At 67.3% G+C, this 19248-nt stretch carries 20 protein-coding genes, 1 tRNA gene and 1 pseudogene; 8 read left to right on the top strand and 14 right to left on the bottom strand.

All coding sequences use genetic code 11. The annotated features are described in order from the left end of the window. Positions 1–66: 66 nt before the first annotated feature. The gene (locus Q4F19_RS13835) at positions 67–618 is read right to left on the bottom strand and encodes a DUF4136 domain-containing protein (RefSeq protein WP_303543497.1); all 552 of its coding nucleotides are present in this window, start codon (positions 616–618) and stop codon (positions 67–69) included. A gap of 270 nt (positions 619–888) precedes the next feature. Between Q4F19_RS13835 and Q4F19_RS13840 the strand changes: the two genes are divergently transcribed. From Q4F19_RS13840 to Q4F19_RS13845, 3 genes and pseudogenes are all read left to right on the top strand, one after another. After that, positions 889–1119 carry a hypothetical protein gene (locus tag Q4F19_RS13840; protein WP_303543498.1) on the top strand — a complete coding sequence of 77 codons (231 nt, stop codon included), beginning with the start codon at positions 889–891 and terminating at the stop codon, positions 1117–1119. 559 nt (positions 1120–1678) lie between these two features. Continuing rightward, positions 1679–1822, top strand: a pseudogene (locus tag Q4F19_RS21485) (helix-turn-helix domain-containing protein); the annotation flags it as partial. Between the two features lie 68 nt (positions 1823–1890). Continuing rightward, a complete protein-coding gene (locus tag Q4F19_RS13845) occupies positions 1891–3006 on the top strand; it encodes a tyrosine-type recombinase/integrase (protein WP_303543499.1) in 1116 nt (371 codons plus the stop codon). A 6-nt stretch (positions 3007–3012) separates the two neighbouring features. Here Q4F19_RS13845 and Q4F19_RS13850 read toward each other — a convergent pair. The 6 genes from Q4F19_RS13850 to Q4F19_RS13875 form a co-directional block, all read right to left on the bottom strand. Beyond that, positions 3013–3088: transfer RNA gene (locus Q4F19_RS13850), tRNA-Lys, on the bottom strand. A 105-nt stretch (positions 3089–3193) separates the two neighbouring features. Then, entirely contained in the window at positions 3194–4300 is a 1107-nt protein-coding gene (rodA, locus tag Q4F19_RS13855; protein WP_303543501.1) for a rod shape-determining protein RodA, read from the bottom strand. Beyond that, positions 4297–6300, bottom strand: coding sequence for a penicillin-binding protein 2 (gene mrdA / locus Q4F19_RS13860; protein WP_303543503.1), 2004 nt, complete (start codon positions 6298–6300; stop codon positions 4297–4299). The genes rodA and mrdA overlap by 4 nt, the downstream gene beginning before the upstream one ends. Next, positions 6300–6827, bottom strand: a complete 528-nt coding sequence (locus Q4F19_RS13865; RefSeq protein WP_303543505.1) for a rod shape-determining protein MreD — start codon at positions 6825–6827, stop codon at positions 6300–6302. Before Q4F19_RS13865 ends, mrdA begins: the two co-directional genes overlap by 1 nt. Beyond that, entirely contained in the window at positions 6827–7705 is an 879-nt protein-coding gene (gene mreC / locus Q4F19_RS13870) for a rod shape-determining protein MreC (protein ID WP_303543507.1), read from the bottom strand. The genes Q4F19_RS13865 and mreC overlap by 1 nt, the downstream gene beginning before the upstream one ends. Positions 7706–7968: 263 nt before the next feature. Then, a complete protein-coding gene (locus tag Q4F19_RS13875; protein ID WP_303543509.1) occupies positions 7969–9003 on the bottom strand; it encodes a rod shape-determining protein in 1035 nt (344 codons plus the stop codon). A 109-nt stretch (positions 9004–9112) separates the two neighbouring features. Here Q4F19_RS13875 and mutL point away from each other — a divergent pair, with 109 nt between their 5' ends. Beyond that, on the top strand, positions 9113–10930 hold the full coding sequence (gene mutL / locus Q4F19_RS13880; RefSeq protein WP_303543510.1) for a DNA mismatch repair endonuclease MutL: 1818 nt from the start codon (positions 9113–9115) through the stop codon (positions 10928–10930). Positions 10931–10996: 66 nt separating this feature from the next. Here mutL and Q4F19_RS13885 read toward each other — a convergent pair whose 3' ends face one another. Next, a complete protein-coding gene (locus tag Q4F19_RS13885) occupies positions 10997–11578 on the bottom strand; it encodes a DUF308 domain-containing protein (RefSeq protein WP_303543512.1) in 582 nt (193 codons plus the stop codon). A 93-nt stretch (positions 11579–11671) separates the two neighbouring features. Between Q4F19_RS13885 and Q4F19_RS13890 the strand changes: the two genes are divergently transcribed. After that, on the top strand, positions 11672–12250 hold the full coding sequence (locus Q4F19_RS13890) for a TetR/AcrR family transcriptional regulator (RefSeq protein WP_303543514.1): 579 nt from the start codon (positions 11672–11674) through the stop codon (positions 12248–12250). A gap of 214 nt (positions 12251–12464) precedes the next feature. On the opposite strand, the gene Q4F19_RS13895 is transcribed toward Q4F19_RS13890, so the two are convergent. The 3 genes from Q4F19_RS13895 to Q4F19_RS13905 are packed head-to-tail and all read right to left on the bottom strand — an operon-like array spanning position 12465 to position 14890. Next, positions 12465–13160: an aspartate/glutamate racemase family protein gene (locus Q4F19_RS13895; protein ID WP_303543515.1), complete on the bottom strand. Its 696-nt coding sequence runs from the start codon at positions 13158–13160 to the stop codon at positions 12465–12467. 16 nt (positions 13161–13176) lie between these two features. Beyond that, positions 13177–13893, bottom strand: coding sequence for an SDR family NAD(P)-dependent oxidoreductase (locus tag Q4F19_RS13900; protein WP_303543517.1), 717 nt, complete (start codon positions 13891–13893; stop codon positions 13177–13179). Between the two features lie 40 nt (positions 13894–13933). After that, positions 13934–14890, bottom strand: coding sequence for a bifunctional helix-turn-helix transcriptional regulator/GNAT family N-acetyltransferase (locus Q4F19_RS13905; RefSeq protein ID WP_303543518.1), 957 nt, complete (start codon positions 14888–14890; stop codon positions 13934–13936). Positions 14891–14988: 98 nt separating this feature from the next. Here Q4F19_RS13905 and Q4F19_RS13910 point away from each other — a divergent pair, with 98 nt between their 5' ends. After that, positions 14989–15507, top strand: coding sequence for a GNAT family N-acetyltransferase (locus Q4F19_RS13910; RefSeq protein WP_303543519.1), 519 nt, complete (start codon positions 14989–14991; stop codon positions 15505–15507). Then, positions 15504–15917: a protein tyrosine phosphatase family protein gene (locus Q4F19_RS13915; RefSeq protein ID WP_303543520.1), complete on the top strand. Its 414-nt coding sequence runs from the start codon at positions 15504–15506 to the stop codon at positions 15915–15917. The genes Q4F19_RS13910 and Q4F19_RS13915 overlap by 4 nt, the downstream gene beginning before the upstream one ends. Before the next feature lie 151 nt (positions 15918–16068). On the opposite strand, the gene zapE is transcribed toward Q4F19_RS13915, so the two are convergent. From zapE to Q4F19_RS13930, 3 genes are all read right to left on the bottom strand, one after another. Next, positions 16069–17217, bottom strand: coding sequence for a cell division protein ZapE (gene zapE, locus Q4F19_RS13920; protein ID WP_303543521.1), 1149 nt, complete (start codon positions 17215–17217; stop codon positions 16069–16071). Continuing rightward, positions 17214–17609 carry a PaaI family thioesterase gene (locus Q4F19_RS13925; RefSeq protein ID WP_303543522.1) on the bottom strand — a complete coding sequence of 132 codons (396 nt, stop codon included), beginning with the start codon at positions 17607–17609 and terminating at the stop codon, positions 17214–17216. The genes zapE and Q4F19_RS13925 overlap by 4 nt, the downstream gene beginning before the upstream one ends. Before the next feature lie 65 nt (positions 17610–17674). Further along, positions 17675–18457 (bottom strand): succinate dehydrogenase iron-sulfur subunit, encoded by a 783-nt coding sequence (locus Q4F19_RS13930; protein WP_303543523.1) that lies wholly within the window; start codon positions 18455–18457, stop codon positions 17675–17677. A gap of 326 nt (positions 18458–18783) precedes the next feature. Between Q4F19_RS13930 and rpiB the strand changes: the two genes are divergently transcribed. Then, positions 18784–19242 carry a ribose 5-phosphate isomerase B gene (rpiB, locus tag Q4F19_RS13935; RefSeq protein ID WP_303543777.1) on the top strand — a complete coding sequence of 153 codons (459 nt, stop codon included), beginning with the start codon at positions 18784–18786 and terminating at the stop codon, positions 19240–19242. Positions 19243–19248 lie beyond the last annotated feature (6 nt).

A 19248-nucleotide genomic window follows, 5' to 3' on the forward strand; every position in this document is an offset into this window, starting at 1 on the left:
ATCCGGCGTGGTGGCTGCTCGAGCCAGTCAGCGGCTTCCCCCGAGAAGGTTAGGGGGGGATGGGTATCAAGGGATGCTGATCGTTTCGCCCGATTGGAGAGGATAGCCGCGGAGAAGCGCGTCGCTCAGGTCTGCGGCCACCGCAGCATCCTTGCCCTTGACCGTGCCAGCGGGCCGAACCGTGAGCGCGGTGCCCTGCCAGAGGATTGTCTCGCTCCCTCGCCTTCGGATCCGGAGCTCGAGCTTCGTTCGCTGAAGGGGGACGCTCCTCGCTTTGTTGATAGGAAACGGAAGAACGACCCCGGCACCGACCCGGTTCGGCGAGTCACTGGTCCGTGCGGCTGGATCGGACTTCGCAACCGGAGCTGACACCGTCCCGAGCTGGTCTCGGGTTACCGCGAGGTCCGCGACCAGCGCGGCGTGTCCGGCTTCGTCTATCGTCGTGAAGCCCCGCTTTGTCAGCGCCTGATCGATCGCATCGACGAACACCGGTCGAAGCGGGCCTGATGAACCATCTTGTTTCGCATCGACAGAGATCGTCCCCGGCGAAGACGCCGAGATGTCCTCCATCTGACCACCAAGGCCTGCTGCCAGCATCAGCGCGGCGAATATGCTCAAGTCGCATTCCTTATTTTCGATCGCGCTTCTCGAGCGAACGATGTTCCTGGCAGAGATGGGCGCTCTTTGTGCCGCCGCTAGGGCGCCTGTCCGATCGCAGCGATCGTTTCGCAGGTGCCGCGGGTCCCCACGGCACGTCATGCCAGCCACACGCCTGACGCGCGCATTCACGACCAAAAAGTGCGCATGTGACGGTGCGCTTTCGATTTTGACCAAGCAATCAAGCGACCTTATCGCTACAGTCTCCGCCCGCGTTGAATGGAGTTGATTTTGAAGCTGCACGGATCGCTGCAAACAAATCTGGAAAGTGCGATCCTGAGCTCGAGACGGCTTCGTGGGCGCGTCGTCTATTCTGATACGCTCATTCATTGGTCCGACCTGTTGGCTCATGCATGGTGGGAGATCGGCAATACTCCTGCACCCGCTGCTTTCATTCTCACCCAGTTGGCCAAGGATCTTGAGGCGGAGCTGGGCATGAGACGGGATGCCGGGCCCGCTTGATCGATTGTGCGTTGCTAGCTTAGCCTATGCCGACTGCCTGCTGGATTTCAGGGCACCAAGCGAGAAGAGCTTGCGCTTCAGCATCATGATTCCGGGGTAAAACACTAATTCGGCTGTCTGCCGCTTGTTAGAAATAACTGCGTGTTTTTCTAACAAGAAAGGAGCTTAGCCGTGTCTGCGATGGCATATAGAATCATGAAGCGTATCGGCGGTAAGGGTCGCGGTTGGGTGTTCACGCCCAAGCGCCGGCTTCCCCCTTGGCCGGCGGGCTCAATTGTTTCCGGCACTGCCTTAGTGTCCGGCTTGATCTAAGACCCTGATCGCGAGATAGTGGCGCCTGGCGGGCAGACCTTTCATTGGAAAGGTCGCCTCATGATTGCCTCTCTGATTGCTGTCGATCTCCCGGTCCCGCTTTGCGCCGGCTGGTACGAACGATTTCCCCCTCCTTTACAGACGTGGCCCTCTCGTCGCGCGTCAGCATCGGCGCTCTCTCGTCTCGCGCCTCGAAGGCCGCGACAATCAGCAGTCCGCTGGCAATCGCCACCAAGGCCTGAGCGCGATGACGACGCCGCTGCTTAAGCTCGGGGAGGCGGCGGGCCTGCTCGGGGTTCACCCTAACACGCTACGTGCGTGGGTCCGCGCTGGTCGCGTGCCCGGCGCGCGGTTTGGCCGGGATTGGCGCTTCATTGAGGCCGATCTTGTTGCGGCGACGCGGGAGAGATATTCTGGCTCCGCACAGACGCAGCTGAGTGCCGACCGACAGGAGGCAATATGGCACTCTGGACACGTGCAGGAATCTATTACGTCAAACTCACAGCACCGGACGGAACGCTCCTTAGACGCTCTACTGGAACGACCGACCGGACGAAGGCCGAAGAGTATCACGACAAGCTGAAGGCCAGCCTGTGGGACCTTGCCAGACTGAAGCTGAAGCCGAAGCGGACCTGGGACGAGGCGGCTTTGCGGTGGTTGCAGGAGAAGGCGCACAAGAAGTCCTACAGGGACGATGTGAGCCGGATCCGGTGGTTCACCCGGCATCTGCGCGGCAAGACATTGGACCAGGTGAGCAGGGACATGATCGACGGGATCGTGTCGCGCCAACTCTCGAAGTCCAGCGCACGCACGAAGGATCTCTATGTGGCGCTCATCCGCGCCATGTTCCGGAAGGCGCAGCGGGAGTGGGAGTGGATCGACCAGATACCGGCGTTCAGGACCTACAGTACGGACAAGTCGGTCAGGGTCAGATATCTGACCCAGGACCAGGCCAAGGTCCTTCTGGAGCGTCTGCCAGCTCACCAGCGTGAGGTAGTGCTGTTCGCGCTTGCGACGGGCCTGCGCCAGGGAAACGTTCTTGGTCTTACCTGGGACAGGGTCGACATGACCCGGCGCCAGGCGACGATCGAGCATGGTGACACCAAGAACGGGGATGCTTTGGGCGTTCCCCTCAACGATGTCGCGATGGGCGTCCTGGGCCGTCAGAAGGGTAAGAACCGCGTCTACGTGTTCACCTATCGGGGCGACAGGCTCCGGTCGGCGAACAACCGGGCCTGGCGGTCCGCATTGAAGGCCTGCGGGATCACCAATTTCCGCTGGCATGATCTGCGGCACACTTGGGCGAGCTGGCTCCGGCAGAATGACGTGCCCACTTGGGTGCTTCAGGAGCTGGGGGGCTGGAAGTCGGAATCGATGGTGCGCCGCTACGCGCACATGTCGGCGAAGCATCTCCAGCCCTACGCCGACAAGCTGATTTTTCCGGTCACACCGGAGGGGTCAGCCCAAGTGGTAGAAAAGCCTGCAGAACCGGGTTTTGCGACGGGTCACAAAAATGGTCACAGTGGAGGCCATTTCCGGCTCAGATTGGTGGCTGGAACCGATGTAAGTAGTTGATAAATATGGTGGACGCACTTGGGCTCGAACCAAGGACCCGCTGATTAAGAGTCAGCTGCTCTACCAACTGAGCTATGCGTCCATTCGCCGGGGCGAAGCGCCCGGAAAGCGGCGATCCGCTTGGGCGAGGCGCGCCTTTAGCGAGCCTCCCTTCCCCTGTAAACACCTCAAATCCAATCCAGCACGATCAGCGTGCCGCAGCCCGCCCCTCGCGGTCGATCGCGATCAGCATTCCCAGGCAGATCAGCACCGTCATCATCGCCGATCCGCCGAACGAGACGAGCGGCAGCGGTATGCCCACCACCGGCGCCAGCCCCATCACCATCGACAGGTTGATCGCCACGTAGAAGAAGATCGTCGTCGCCAGCCCCCCCGCCGCCAGCCGGCCGAAGCGCGTCGCCGCGCGCCTTGCCACGCGCATCCCCCAGCCGATCACGAGCAGATAGCCGGCAATGATGCCCACGCCGCCCAGCAGCCCCCATTCCTCGGCCATCGTCGCGAAGACGAAGTCGGTATGGCCTTCGGGGAGATAATCGAGATGGCTCTGCGTGCCGGCCAGGAACCCCTTGCCCGCGATCCCGCCCGATCCGATCGCGATCTTGGACTGGATGATGTGATAGCCCGTGCCGAGCGGATCGCTCTCGGGATTGAGGAAGATCTCGATGCGGCTGCGCTGATAATCGTGGAGCAGTCCCAAAGCGACCGGGGTCAGCGCCACCAGCGCGGCGATCCCGCCCACGAACAGGCGCACCGGAATGCCGGAGAGGAACATCACCACGATCCCGCCGAACACGATCATCAGCGCGGTGCCCAGATCGGGCTGCGCCATCACGAGCACGAACGGCACGCCGACGAGCGCCGCCGCGGGCCAGATCGCCGACCAGCGGCGGATCTCCGCAGCGGGCAGCATGTCGTAGAACCAGGCGAGCACGAGCACGATCACGGGCTTCATCAGCTCGGACGGCTGCAGGCGGATGATGCCGAGGTCGAGCCAGCGCCGCGAGCCGCCCGCGACCGCCCCCAGCGCCTCGACGCCGACGAGCATCGCCACCAGCCCGACATAGGCGGGCACGGCGAGCGCCTTCAGCGTCTCCGCTCGGATCCGCGACAGCACCAGCGCGCCGCACAGGAACACGCAGAAGCGTATCCCCTGGCTGAACGCCCAGGGCCTCAGGCTCCCGCCCGCCGCCGAATAGAGAACGACCAGCCCGAAGCCGCAGATCGCGCAGACGAGCGCGAGCACGCCCCAGGGCAGCCGCGCGATCGGCGCGGGGACGAGGCTCAGCCGGCTCAATCGCCGCGCTCGCCGGGAGGGATCTTGGCGTCGGGCGTCGCGGGATCGGGATTGGCCTCCTGCTCGGGAGTCGGCCCGGCCAGATGCGCCGTGTCCCAGCGCGCCGTCTCGGCGGCCATCCGCTCGGATATGCCCCCGCCCCATTGCGCCTCGTTGGCGGCCAGCGTCGCCATCGCCCGCTCGGGCGCAAACAGCCAGGTCATGACGTCGCGCGCGACGACGGCGGCGGCCGCGCCATGGCCGGCATGCTCCAGCGTCACGCCGATCGCGTAGCGCGGATTGTCGAAGGGCGCGAAGCCCAGAAAGTGTCCATGATCGCGCAATTTCCAGTCGCCGCCCGTACCGAGCGCGCCGGCGCGCCCGGCGAGGCGATCGGCCATGCTGATCCGCCGCACCTGCGCACTGCCGGTCTTGCCCGCCATTTCGACCCCGGCGACGGGCAGGCGCGCGGCGATCGCGGTGCCGCCGCCGCCGACCACGTCGCGCATCGCCCGGTGGATGAAATCGACATGCTCGGAATCGAAGCCGATGGGCGGCCCCTGCGGGCCATAATGTTTGTTGCCGATGATCCGCGGCTGCAGCACCTGCCCGCTCGCGATCCGGCTCGCCATCACCGCCAGCTGCAGCGGATTGACGAGCATATAGCCCTGCCCGATCGCGCTGTTGACCGTGTCCGCCGCGGTCCAGGGCTTGTGATATTTGGCGAGCTTCCACGCGGTGTCGGGCACCGTGCCGTAGCGCTGCGATCGGAAGGGCAGTTCGTATTTCTCGCCCATGCCGAGCAGCCGCGCCATCCGTGCGATCTGGTCGATGCCGATGCGCCGCGCCATCGTGTAGAAATAGATGTCGCAGCTCTGCGCGATCGCGCGGTGCATGTCGATCGCCCCGTGCCCGCCATGCCGCCAGCAGTGGAACAGGCCGTTGCCGACGCGATACGCGCCCGAGCAGACCACCATGTCGCTTGCCGGCACGCCCGCGCGCAGCAGCGCCAGCGCGACCATCGGCTTCACCGTCGATCCGGGCGGATAGAGGCCCTGCAGCGCCTTGTTCATCAGCGGCAGATGATCGTCGGCCGAGGCCATCGCCCATTCGCTCTGGCCGATCCCGTCGGAAAAGCTGTTCGGATCGTAAGCGGGCATCGATGCCATCGCCAGGATGTTGCCGTTGGCCACGTCGATGACGGTCACGGCGCCGCTGTTGGTGCCCATCCGCCGCGCCGCAAAATCCTGCAGGCCGGCATCGATCGTCAGGCGCAGCATATTGCCCATCTGCTCGGGGCGGGTCGTCAGATCGGCGACGAGCTTGCCGTGCGCGGTCACTTCGGTCCGCTTGGCGCCGGGCTTGCCCCGCAGCCACGGCTCCATCGTCCTCTCGAGCCCCTCCTTGCCGACCTTGAAGCCGGGCGTGATCAGCAACGGATCATGGTTCTTCTTATAATCCTCGACCGAGGCGGGCCCGACATAGCCGACGAGATGCGCGACCGCCGCGCCCAGCGGATACGCGCGCGCATAGCCACTCGACGGCGCCACCCCGGGCAGATCGGCCTGGCGCAGGCTGATCGTCGCATAGCGCTCATAATCGAGATTCTCGGCGACGGGCACGGGCTGGTAGCCCGGCGCCTTGTCGAGCACATCCTTGATCCGCTTGACGTCCTCGGGCGAGAGATCGAGCAGCCCGCGCAGTTCGTCGATGATCCGGTCGGGATCCTGGAGCCGGTCGGGGATCAGATCGACGCGGAAGCTCGTCCGGTTGATCGCGATCGGCTTGCCGTGGCGATCGACGATCCAGCCGCGGCGCGGCGGGATGAGCTGGCTCTGGACGCGGTTGCTCTCGGCGAGCCGGTCATATTTGTCCTTTTGCGCGATCGAGAGCCACGCCATCCGCCCCGCGAGCAGCCCGCCGAGCCCGATCTGGAGCCCGCCCAGCACCAAGGCGCGCCGCGTGAAGGTATAGACGAGCGTCTGATCGGTGATGAACCTGCCCGGGCGCCCGCTCGCCATCAGGCCGTCCGCCCCCGCTCGCCGCGCCGCCAGATGTCGATCGCGCGGCAGATCCGCGCGACCATCGGGAAGGCCAGCGCCGAGAGCAGCATCTGCCCGACGACGGTCCAGTATGGCCCCGCCCCGCCGGTGAAGAGCGCGATGGCCCAGGCCGCGCTCGTCGCGAAGGCGAGCGCCAGCATCGCCAGTCCCCAGTCGGTCGCGAAATCGCGCCACAGCATGCGATGGTCGACGATGTCGAAGCCCAGCATCACGATCGTCCAGATCGCCATCGCCGAACCCAGGGGCGCGCCGCCGATCAGATCGTCGATTAGCCCGAGCGGCAGCGCGACCCATGCGCCCCAGATTTCGGGGCGCAGCAGCCGCCAGCCGATCAGCACGAGCAATCCGAACGGCGGCATGAGCGGCACGTTCGCCACATAGGGCCCGATCGCGAGCAGCGAGCCCGCCACCACCGAAGCGGCGGGCACCAGCCACAGCCGCACCGGCGGCCGCTCCTGCCCGAAGCCCAGCGGCTGGCGCGCCATCAGTTGGCCGAGCCCACGGGCGCGGCCGGCGGCGGCGCGAGCTCCACCTCGGGCAGCACCATCGCCACGTCGAGCCGCGCCGGCTCGGCGAGCGGGCGCCCGGTCGCGAGATCGCCGCTGACCGACAGCACCACCGCCACCGGCACGCCGGCGGGAAACACCCCGCCCGTGCCCGAGGTGAACAGCAAGTCGCCGCGGTGCAAAGGCGGCGCGCCCAATTGGGTCGACTTGATCTCGACCGTCCCGTCGCCCTTGCCCGCGACGAGCGCGGGCTGCCCCGTGCGCGCGACGCGCACCGGCACCGAACTGCCCCCGTCGCTTACCAGCAGCACGCGCGCGACGCGCGCACCCGCCTCGGCGACGCGGCCGACGAGCCCACCCGGCCCGCGCACCGGCTGCCCGGCGCGCACCCCGTCGCTCGTGCCCGCGGCGAGCGTCACGGTCCGGCGATGATTGGCCGCATCCGATCCGATCAGCCGCGCGACGACGATCGGCTGCGTGCCGCGTTCGACGACGTGCAGCAGCCGCTTGAGCCGCGCATTCTCATATTCGGTCGCGCGCGCCTGGATCAGCCGGTTGGCGGTCGCCTCCAGCTCGGCACGCAGCGCGCGATTCTGGCGCGCCGCATCGAGATAGGAGCTTAACCCCCCGCCGATCTCGTCCGCGCCGCGCCCGACATTGCCGAACACCGCCGTCGCCGGCGAGGTCAGATCGAGCGCGAGCCCGCGTATCCCCTGGAACGCGACCGGATCGAAGCGCGCGACGAGCACGAGCCCCAGCCCCGCGACGATCCCGACGATCGCGACGACATAGCCCACGAACAGGCCGTACTGGATCCGCCGCGAAAAGCCGCGGCCACGATGACGGGGCGGTGCCATATCAGGACCGGATCACGACGCGATGGGCCGCGCCACCCAGAAACCTGGCGAGATCGACGGAGGGGCCAAACGTCATGTCGCCTCTAGGTCGCTTTCAATTAAACCGCTCATCCTGAGGAGGGACTGAGCGAAGGCGAAGGCCCGTCTCGAAGGATCCTTCGAGACGCTGCTTCGACGGGCTCAGCAGCTCCTCAGGAAGAGCGGTGAATGAACTCGCTTGTGCGTCTTTTACCACGGGATGCGAAGGACGTAATCCCGCTATTCTAAGCCGTATGCAGCACGCCGCGGAAGATCGGATCCTCCAGCGCGCGCCCCGTGCCCAAAGCGACGCAGGTCAGCGGATTGTCCGCCACCGTCACCGGCAGCCCGGTCGCCTCGCGCAGCACCGCGTCGATCCCCGACAGAAGCGCGCCGCCGCCGGTCAGCACGATCCCCTGGTCGACGATGTCCGCCGCCAGTTCGGGCGCGGTATTCTCCAGCGCGATCCGCACGCCCTCGACGATCGCCGAGATCGGCTCGGAGAGCGCCTCGGCGATCTGCGCCTGCGTGATCTCGATCTCCTTGGGCACGCCGTTGACGAGGTCGCGCCCCTTGATCAGGATCCGCTGGCCGACGCCGTCGGCTGGCATCCGCGCCACGCCATGCTCCTGCTTGATCCGCTCGGCGGTCGCCTCGCCGATCAGCAGATTATGGTTGCGGCGCACGAACGAGACGATCGCCTCGTCCATCTTGTCGCCGCCGACGCGCACGCTGGTCGTGTAGGCGAGGCCGCGCAGCGACAGCACCGCGACTTCGGTCGTGCCGCCGCCGATATCGACGACCATCGATCCGATCGGCTCGGTCACGGGCATGTCCGCGCCGATCGCCGCCGCCATCGGCTCTTCGATCAGGAACACCTGGCTCGCGCCGGCATTGCTCGCCGCGTCGCGGATCGCGCGCCGCTCCACCTTGGTGGAGCCTGACGGCACGCAGATGATGATCTCGGGCCAGGTGAAGGGCCGCTTCTTGCCGCCATGCACCTTGCGGATGAAATATTTGATCATGTCCTCGGCGATGTCGATGTCGGCGATGACGCCGTCGCGCAGCGGCCGGATGACCTCCATATGCTCGGGCGTCTTGCCCATCATCATCTTGGCGTCGTCGCCCACGGCGCGGACTTTCTTGACGCCGTTGACCATCTCGATCGCCACGACCGAAGGCTCGTCCAGGACGATGCCGCGGCCGCGCACGTAAACGAGCGTGTTCGCCGTACCGAGGTCGATCGCCATGTCGTGCGACATGAATTTGAGCCAACGCATCAAGGGCTGATTTCCGTCCTCGCAGGCCGCCTTCCGCGGGCGACGGCTTGCGTACAATAAGGGCTATGGCGGGTCGCGGAAGTCAGCCGCTTGGGCTAGGGCGAACCCCATGTCAATAAGACGGCTCCCCGAGCATCTGGTCAATCGTATCGCCGCCGGCGAGGTCGTCGAGCGCCCCGCGAGCGCGCTGAAGGAACTCGTCGAAAACGCGATCGACGCAGGCGCCACGCGCATCGCCATCCGCCTGTGGGAAGGCGGGATCGCGGGTCTCGAAGTGATCGACGACGGCCATGGCATGAGCCCGCCTGAAATGGCGCTCGCGCTCGAGCGCCACGCCACCTCCAAGCTTCCCGACGACGCGATCGAGGCGGTCGAAACGCTCGGTTTCCGGGGCGAGGCGCTGCCCTCGATCGCCAGCGTCGCGCGCCTCACGATCGAAAGCCGCGTCCGCGGGGCCGAAGGCTGGCGCCGCGTCGTCGATAATGGCGCGGTCGCCGAGGAAGGCCCCGCCGCGCTCCCCCCCGGCACGCGCGTCAAGGTCGAGGCGTTGTTCGGCCGCGTCCCCGCGCGCGCCAAGTTCCTGCGCTCGCCCCGCTCCGAATATGCCGCCTGCCTCGATTCGGTCCGCCGCCTCGCGATGGCGCGTCCCGAAATCGGCTTCTCGGTCGAGCATGACGGCCGCAAATCGCTGTCGGTCCAGCCGGGCGAGACCGCGCCCGAGCGCGTCGCCGCGCTCACCGATCGTGAACTCGTCCGCAATTCGATCGCCGTCGATCATGAGCGCGAGGGCATCCGCCTCGGCGGCGTCGCCGGCCTCCCGACCTTCAACCGTGGCGTCGCCGATCACCAATATCTGTTCGTCAACGGCCGGCCGGTGAAGGATCGCCTGCTGATCGGCGCGGTGCGCGGCGCCTATCAGGACATGCTCGCGCGCGATCGCCACCCGGTCCTCGCCCTGTTCCTCGACGTCCCGACCAGCGAGGTCGACGTCAACGTCCACCCCGCCAAGACCGAGGTCCGCTTCCGCGAACCCTCGCTGGTGCGAGGACTGATCGTCGGCGGCCTGCGCGCCGCGCTCGACGCCGCCGGCCACCGCAGCGCGCAGCGCCCCTCGGCCGCGGCGCTCGGCAACTGGCAACCCGGCGGCGGCTACTCCCCCGCCCCTTCAGGGGCGGGGGCCGGGGGGCGGGGCCCGTCCACCTCACCGTCGCTCTCATATTACACGCCCCACCCCAACCCCGCTCCTGAAGAGGAGGGGCTCTGGTCCTCGCTCCACGATCGCCCGCTCGACTACGCCCCCTCGGGCCGCGCAGAAGCCGCCACGCAAGCGCCACCCGCCGCCGCACGCCACCCGCTCGGCATCGCCCGCGGCCAGGTCGCGCTCACTTACATCGTCGCCGAGACCGACGACGGGCTGATCCTCGTCGATCAGCATGCCGCGCACGAGCGCCTCGTCCTCGAACGGATGCGCCGCGCGGTCGCAGACGGCGGCGTCGCCACGCAGGCGCTCCTGCTCCCCGAAGTCGTCGAGCTCGACGAGCCTGCTTGCGATCGGCTCGAAGCGCGCATCCCCGAACTCGCCGAAATGGGCCTCGAACTTGAGCGCTTCGGCCCCCGCGCCGTCCTCGTCCGCGCGCTCCCCGCGTTGCTCGGCCAGAGCGACGCCCGCGGCCTCGTCACCGATCTCGCCGACGAGCTCGCCGCCTTCGACGAAGCGCTCAGCCTCAAGGAAAAGCTCGATCACGTCGCCGCGACGATGGCCTGCCACGGCTCGGTCCGCGCCGGCCGCCCGCTCTCGGTCGCCGAGATGAACGCGTTGCTGCGCGAAATGGAGGTCACCCCCCACTCCGGCCAGTGCAACCACGGCCGCCCGACCTGGATCAAGCTCGGCCACGCCGACATCGAGAAGCTGTTCGGACGGAAGTGAGCGCACCTCCCCTCCCTGGAAGGGAGGGGATTGAGGGGTGGATCGCCATCCCGTTCGCGGCGAGGCCTATCGCCCCCGACGCACCGTCAGCCACAGCGCCGAAAGCCCGAAATAGAAGGCACCGAACGCCGCATAAGGCGCGACATCGCCGATCCCGGGCACCGCGCTCCCCAGCGATCCCTTGACGAACAGGCACCCCGCCAGCGCCGCCTGCGCCCCGCTGAGGATCATCGCCCATTGCGCGCCGGCCTTCCACCGCCGGACGCCGGTGGCGAGCTGCAACAGCCCGGCGAGGAACGCCCAGGCACCGAACACGCCGAGCACCACGTTCATGCTGCCGATCACGATCGCGACGGCAACCGCGGCCATCCCGCTGACCGCGATGTTGATGCCCTGCGACACGTTGCGCTCGATGCCGCCGTTGCGCTTCGCATCGATCAGGTTGGCGATCGCGTCCCACGCCGGATAGGCGATGAGCAGCGTCGCCGCCGCCACCGGATCGGCCTTGCCGATCGTGAACGCCGCCGCGACCCACAAGGCCGCGACGCCCGCCCGCAGGAAATAATAGCTCCGCAGCTGCGCGGGATTCGCGCCCGTCACGTTGGTCTCCCCCGCCCGCCGGCCCTGCGCGATGAGTCCTGAAGTCATATCCGAGTCCTTTCTACCTTCTAGTAGGTAGCCCGTTACGCCGTTGCGCATCCATTGCAAATGATTATCTACCTATTGGATGGTAGAAATGCGATGAGCGGAACGACCGTCGAGCGGATCGTGGGCGAAGGCCGGCGTTTCATCATGACGCACGGCTATAATGGCTTCAGCTATGCCGACATCGCCGGCGCGGTCGGCATCCGCAAAGCCAGCATCCACCACCATTTCGCCGGCAAGAACGATCTCGTCGTCGCCGTCGTCGAGCAATCGCGCGCGGTGATCCGCATGCAGGTCGCCAGCCTCGCGCAGGCCGAGCCCGACGCCGTCGCCCAGCTCCGCGCTTATGCGGCCTATTGGGAGCGCTGCATCGCCGACGACAGCGCCCCCTTCTGCGTCGCCGCGATCCTCGCCGCCGAGCTGCCGAGCCTGCCCGACGATGTCGCTTTCGCGGTCCGCGCCCACTTCACCGAATTGTCCGACTGGCTCGCCCGGATCCTCGCCGTCGGCGCGCGACAGGGCAGCGTCTCGCTGATCGGAACGCCCGAGGAAGAAGCCGACGCCTTCATGTCGGCGATCTACGGCGCGATGCTCTCCGCCCGCGCCTTCGGCGACCCCGCCCGGTTCGTCTCGATCACCGAGACGTTGCTCGCCCGCGTCGTTCCACTGCGCTGACCGCGTCTGGCCCGAGGGCGGAGCGCTCCCCTCCCTGGAAGGGACCGTTGCAAAGCTTCAAAACCCTCCTCCGTTTGCCCTGAGCTTGTCGAAGGGCCGTACTTTTGTCGAAGCTTCTCAAGAGCAGGACGGTGCTTCGACAGGCTCAGCACGAACGCTTTTTGAAATTAGCCCGAGTTTTGCACCGATTCTTTCCAGGAGAGATGCCCAAACCTCACCCCGCCAGCGCTGCCCCAACCGCCGCCTCGGCATGCAGCGCGGTCGTGTCGAAGAGCGGCACCGCGCTGTCCTCGGGCCGCACAAGCAGCATGATCTCGGTGCAGCCGAGGATCACCGCCTCCGCCCCCGCCGCGACCAGCCGCGCGATCACCCCGCGATAGGCGTCGCGCGAGTCCGCGGTCACCTGTCCCGCGACCAGCTCGTCATAGATGATCCGATGGACCGTCGCGCGATCCGCGTCGCCCGGCACGATCACATTCAGGCCATGCCGCTCGGCCAGCCGCCCCTTGTAGAAATCCTGCTCCATCGTGAACGCGGTCCCGAGCAGCCCGATGGTGCGATACCCCGCCGCCTTGATCCGCTCGGCGGTCGGATCGGCGATATGCAACAGCGGCACCCCGACCGCCGCCTGAACCTCGTCCGCCATGCGGTGCATCGTGTTCGTGCAGATCAGCAACACGTCCGCGCCCGCCGCTTCCAGCCGCCGCGCGGCATCGATCATCCGCACGCTCAGCCCCGCCCAGTCGCCGCGATGCTGGAGCGCCTCGATCTCGGAAAAATCGAACGACCACAGCAGGCACCGCGCCGACGCGGTCGGCCCCAGCCGATCGCGCACCCCCTGGTTGAGCAGCCGATAATATTCGGCCGAGCTTTCCCAGCTCATCCCCCCGATCAGCCCGATCATCCGCATATCGTCACCCCCGGCCTCACCACGGCACCGTCCGCCCGAAGCGATCGAGATAGCGCAGGCCCGGCGCGCCCCGCTGCGCGATCAGCACGTCCACGATCGCCGGCACGCTCTCCGCGATCGTATAAGGCGCGCCGTCGCCGCCGAGGTCGGTCCGGATCCAGCCCGGCGCCATCAGCACCATCGCCCGGCCCGTTCCCGCCTGCCGCGCCGCGAAGCTGCGCATCAGCATGTTGAGCGCCGCCTTGCTCGCGCGATACACGTCGCGCAGCCCCGTCTCGTTATTGGCGATGCTGCCCTGCCCCGACGACATCGCGCCGATCAGCCCGTCTTTGGCCACCAGATCCTGCAGCGCCTCGATCACGCGCATCGGGGCGAGCGCGTTGGTGAGCATCACGCGCACGAAATCGTCCTTTGCGACCGCGCCGACCGCGGCGACGGGATCCTGCGTCGTCGTGCCGGCATTGACGAACAGCAGATCGATCACCCGCCCCGCGAGCCGGTCGCGCAGCGCCGCGATCTGCTCCGCCTCGTCCATGTCGAGCGTCTCGATCTCGATTCGGCCGGCATGCGCGTCCGCCAGATCGTGCAGTGGGGTCCGCGCGCCGCCGCGCACCGTGCCGATCACGCGCCACCCCCTCCTCGCCCCAAATTCGGCGGCCATCGCGCAGCCGAGTCCGCGCGACGCGCCGACGATCAGGATGCAGGGGCTGGCATCGTTCGCACCGCTGGACACTCTGATTTCCTTCAAGGCCGGATCGGCTTCGTGCCGCGCCTTATCGCCGCTTGTACAGCATCGCCACGTCGCACCGTTCATAGCCCGCGCCGAATTCGGCCATGATCCCCGCATCATGCGCGAAGCCGAGCTTTTCGTAGAGGTGGATCGCCGCCTCGGACTTGCGGTTGCTCAACAGGTACAGCCGCTCGATCCCCATCGCCTCGGCGCGCTCCAGCACCGCGCGCAGCAGGAACTCTCCGACCTTCAGCCCGCGCGCGCTTTCCAGCACGCCCATCTTGGTCAGCTCATATTGGTTCGGGCCGGTCGGCCGCAGCGCGCAGGCGCCGACGATGCCGAGCCCCGGCGCCTCGACGAACAGGATCACCCCGCCTTTATCGATGATCCGTTCGCGCGGATGATCGAGCACGTCGATATCGGCCTGCTCCAGCCGGTACATCCGCTCGATCCACTGCGCGTTGATCGTCCGGAAATGCGGCGCCAGTTCGTCGGAAAATTCGCGAATGACGAGACCGGCTCCAGCCAGCTCGGCCGCGCGCCGGTGCAGCGGTCGCGTCGCCAGCCTTGCCTCGATCGCGCTCAGGCTGCCCACGAACGATCCGGGCAGGTCGCCGAGCAGCTCCGCCACCGCCTGCTCGATCTGCGGCCACAAGGCGAGCTTGGCGCGCGCCAGCGCCGCCTGGCCCGCCGCGGTGAGCGCAACCGTCTTCTGGCGCTGGTCTTGCCCGCGCCGCGTCACTTCGACCATCCCCATCTCGACGAGCTTGGCGACATTGCGCGTGATCGCCGGCTGGCTCAACTGCGTCGCCTCGGTCAGTTCGCCGATCGTCGCTGCGCCATCCAGGTCGAGCGTCGCGAGCAAGGGATATTGGCTAGGCTGGATCGCGAGCCCCGCCTGCTCGCCGACCTTGACCACATCCGCCTGCATCCGCTCGGCCAGCCGCTTGAGCCGGCTCCCGAGAAACAGATGTGTCCGCTCGCTCACGATATCGCGCATGATCACTTCCATAGCATGTTATATGTCTGGCTATATGGATGTGCATATCCTCGTCAAGCATCTATGGCGCGGCGCGGAGACGCTGGCATAAGGCGCGCGTGACCGACTCGATCCTCCGCATCCGCCTCGCGGCCTTCCCGGACCTGCCCCATCTCCACCCCGTCATCGAGCGCGCCTATCGCGGCGATGCCGCGCGCGGCGGTTGGACGCACGAGGCCGATCTGCTTGACGGTACGCGCACCGATCTCGCCACGCTCGCGGCGATCCTCGCTGCGCCCGGCGAACGGCTGCTCGTCGCCGAGCAGGGCGGCGCGATCATCGGCTGCGTCCAGGTCAGCGATCGCGGCTCGGGCATTGTCTATCTCGGTCTGCTCTGCATCGATCCGTCGCTCCAGGCCGCCGGCCTCGGCCGCCAGCTCATCGCCGCCGCCGAGGCGACCGCGCGCACCGCCTTCGCGGCCACCGTCGTGGAAATGACCGTCATCGACAGCCGCGCTGAACTGATCGCGTATTACGAGCGCCGCGGCTATCGCCCGACGGGCGAAAAGCGCCCCTTCCCGATCCCGCTCGATCCGCCCTTCTCGATGGTCGTGCTCGCCAAGGAGCTACAGACATGACAACGACCCCGTTCCGCAAGCTCGACGATGCGATCAGCGTTGCCGGCCAGATCCAGCCCTCCGACGTCGCCGAGGCCGCCGCCGCCGGCTATCGGCTGATCATCAACAACCGCCCCGAAGGCGAGGAGCCCGGCCAGCCCGCCGCCGCCGACATCGAGGCCGCCGCGCAGGCTGCGGGCCTGTCCTATGTCGCGATCCCCGTCTCGCCCGCCGGCATGCGCCCCGATCAGGTCGATGCGATGAAGGCGGCGCTGGAAGCCGCCGACGGCCCCGCCTTGGCCTTCTGCCGCTCAGGCACGCGCTCCACCTACCTCTGGGCACTTTCCCGCGCCGAACTCGGCGATGCGCCGGCGGAGCTCGTCGAAAAGGCCGACGCGCAGGGCTACAACGTCAGGCCGCTGTTCGGCTGAATGCCTCGACGTAGGTCCGCGGCTGCAAAAATCAGATTGTTCGCGCGGAGGCGCGGAGAGAAGAAGGCGCGTCGCCGGTTCTTCTTCTTCCTCTCCGCGCCTCCGCGTCTCCGCGTGAACCACTCTTCTTCCGAATAAGGCGGAACGGCGTTTACCGCGCCGCCGGCTCCACCGGCCCGGTCTCCGCCGCATCCGCCACGCCATGCCCGCGCGCCAGATATTCGGCCGACTGCATCTCCATCAGCCGCGACACGGTCCGCTCGAATTCGAACGCATCGTCCCCCGCCGGATACAGATCCTCGGCTGCGGCCGCGGCGGTCGCGAGCAGTTTCACGCCATGCTCGTACAGCGCATCGATCAGCACCTTGAAGCGCGCCGCCTCGTTGCGCTTCTCGGTGCCCAGCAGGGGAATGCCGACGATGATCACCGTGTGGAAGGTGCGCGCGATCGCCAGATAATCGGCCGCGCCCCGCGCCTCGCCGCACAGCCGCTTGAACGAGAAGACCGCCACGCCTTTCAGCGCCTTGGGCACGTGCAGCGTCCGCCCGCCCTGCACCGCCAGATCGCAGGACGGCACGTGCGCGCGGTCCTCGGGCGGATAATCGGTCAGGCGGAAGAAGGAGCGGCTCACCGCCTGCGTCGCGGCATCGCCGAGCGGCATATACCAGGTCGGGAAGCCCGCAAGCCGCTCCAGCCGGTAGTCGGTCGGCCCGTCCAGCGTCATCACGTCCAGCCGCGCCTCCAGCAAAGCGATGAAGGGCAGGAACAGCTGGCGGTTGAGTCCGTCCTTGTAGAGCTCGCCCGGCGCGCGGTTCGATGTCGTCACCACCACGGTGCCGCGATCGATCAGCGCCGCGAACAACCGGCTCATGATCGCCGCATCCGCCATGTTGTTGACGACCATCTCGTCGAAGCAGAGCAGTTTCGCCTCGCCCGCCAGCGCGTCGGCGACGGGCGGGATCGGATCGCCCTTTTCCTTCACGCGCTCGCGGCGCAGGCGATCATGCACCTCCAGCATGAATTCGTGAAAATGGACCCGCCGCTTGGGCGTCACCGCCGCGCACTCGTAGAACAGGTCCATCAGCATCGATTTGCCGCGCCCGACCCCGCCCCATACATAGAGCCCGCGCGGCACCTTCGCTTTGCGACCGATCCATTTGCTCAGGAAGCCACCGCTTTCAGGCACGGCGAGTTCGTCGGCGAGCGCGGCCAGCCGGCGGACGACGCGCTCCTGGTCGGGGTCGGCCTTCAGCTCGCCCCCGGCGATCATCGCCCGATATCGTGCGATCAGCTCGCTCACTGCGCCGGGGTCAGCTTCCGGAAGGTGCCCGCGGTCGTCGCAACGATTCCGCCGTCCTGCTCCATCGTGCCGCGCGCGAATAGCAGCCGCTTGGTCTCGCGCACCCGCTCGACGATCAGGTCCAGCGGCTGACCGATGATGCCGCTGGAGACGAACTGCATCTGCAGGTCGATCGTCACCCCCCCGTCGGGCACGCCGCCCAGCGCGCGCACGCCCGCGACCAGCCCGACATCGGCGAGCATCAGCAGCGCGCCGCCGTGGATCACGTTCAGGCTGTTGCTGTGGCGATGCTCGGGCCACATCCGCACCCGCGCGATCCGCTCGCTTTCGGCGCGCACGATCGTCTTGCCGAGGATGCCGTTGAAGCGCGTGCCGTCCACCGGCGCCCACACGTCCCAGCCGGGATTGTCCGGATCCGGGGCATGCGCGAACGAGCCGCCGGCGACCGGCGTCCAGCTCAGAGCTGGCGCTCCACTTCCATCTTCTTGATCTCGGCGATCGCGCGCGCCGGGCTCAGGCCCTTGGGGCAGACGTTCGCGCAGTTCATGATCGTGTGGCAGCGATAGAGGCGGAACGGATCCTCCAGCTCGTCGAGCCGCTCGCCGGTCATCTCGTCGCGGCTGTCGGCCAGCCAGCGATAGGCCTGCAACAGGATCGCCGGGCCGAGGAACTTGTCGCTGTTCCACCAATAGCTCGGGCACGAGGTCGAGCAGCAGGCGCACAGGATGCACTCGTAGAGCCCGTCGAGCTTCGCGCGATCCGCCGGCGACTGCAGCCGCTCCTTGCCCGAAGGCGGCGGCGTCACCGTCTGCAGCCAGGGCTGGATCGACGAATATTGCGCGTAGAAATGCGTGAAATCGGGGACGAGATCCTTGATCACGTCCATGTGCGGCAGCGGCGTGATCCGCACCTCGCCCTTGCAATCCTCGATCGCGGTCGTGCAGGCGAGCCCGTTGCGGCCGTCGATGTTCATCGAGCAGGATCCGCAGATGCCCTCGCGGCACGAGCGGCGGAAGGTCAGCGAACTGTCGACCTCGTTCTTGATCTTGATGAGCGCGTCGAGGACCATCGGGCCGGTTTCGGCGAGATCGATCTCGAACGTGTCGTAGCGGGGATTCTCGCCGGAGTCGGGATCGTAGCGATAGACCTTGAAGCTGCGCGGTTTCGCCGGGGCACCCTCGGCCTTGTGCGCCTTGCCCTTCTTGACGACGCTGTTCTTGGGGAGCGCGAATTCGGCCATGCGTGATCCTTCCGTTGGGAGGCCGATAGCCGCTGGGGCCGCTCACGAAAAGCCCCGCATCGCTGCGGCGCATCATAAGCTGTCGGCACAAAGAAATCGAAGCTAGTTCTTCGCGTCGCGCATCGATTCCGCATAATACGTCATATGATTGACGGATAGCTTCGATATACGGCCGTAATGGTTGTGGATATGCCGCGAGCCGCCTGCTATGGTAGGCGTGCGGGCCGTGGTGCGGCTTCGCATCCGAAAGCCGGGGTGGCGAAGGGCGCGCCGCGCCCGTAAGGCACCGCCATTCCGAATCGAAACCGGGGGAAATGCTCTTGTCGATGCGCGTCGCCATCGCATCCGATCACGCCGCGATTGCGCTCAAGGCCGCGCTCGTGGCATGGTTGCCCGCGCAGGACGTCTCCGTCGAGGATCTCGGCCCCTTCGATACTTCTTCCGTCGATTATCCCGATTACGGCTATCGCCTCGCCCGTGCGATCGCGGAGGGCCGCGCCGATCGTGGCATCGCGCTCTGCGGTTCGGGCATCGGCATCTCGATCGCGGTCAACCGCAACCCGGCCGCGCGCTGCGCGCTCGTCTCCGAGCCGCTCTCCGCCGCGCTTGCCCGCCAGCATAACGACGCCAACGTCATCGCGCTCGGCGCGCGCCTGATCGGCGAGGAAATGGCCAAGGCCTGCGTCGCCGCCTTCCTCAATACCCCCTTCGAGGGCGACCGGCATGCACGCCGCGTCGCCATGCTCGCCAGCCCGGAGCTCGTCTCCCAACCCCCCGAGGCCTGAACACCC

The organism is Sphingomonas natans, from assembly GCF_030546695.1.
GTDB classification, from domain to species: domain Bacteria; phylum Pseudomonadota; class Alphaproteobacteria; order Sphingomonadales; family Sphingomonadaceae; genus Sphingomonas_I; species Sphingomonas_I natans.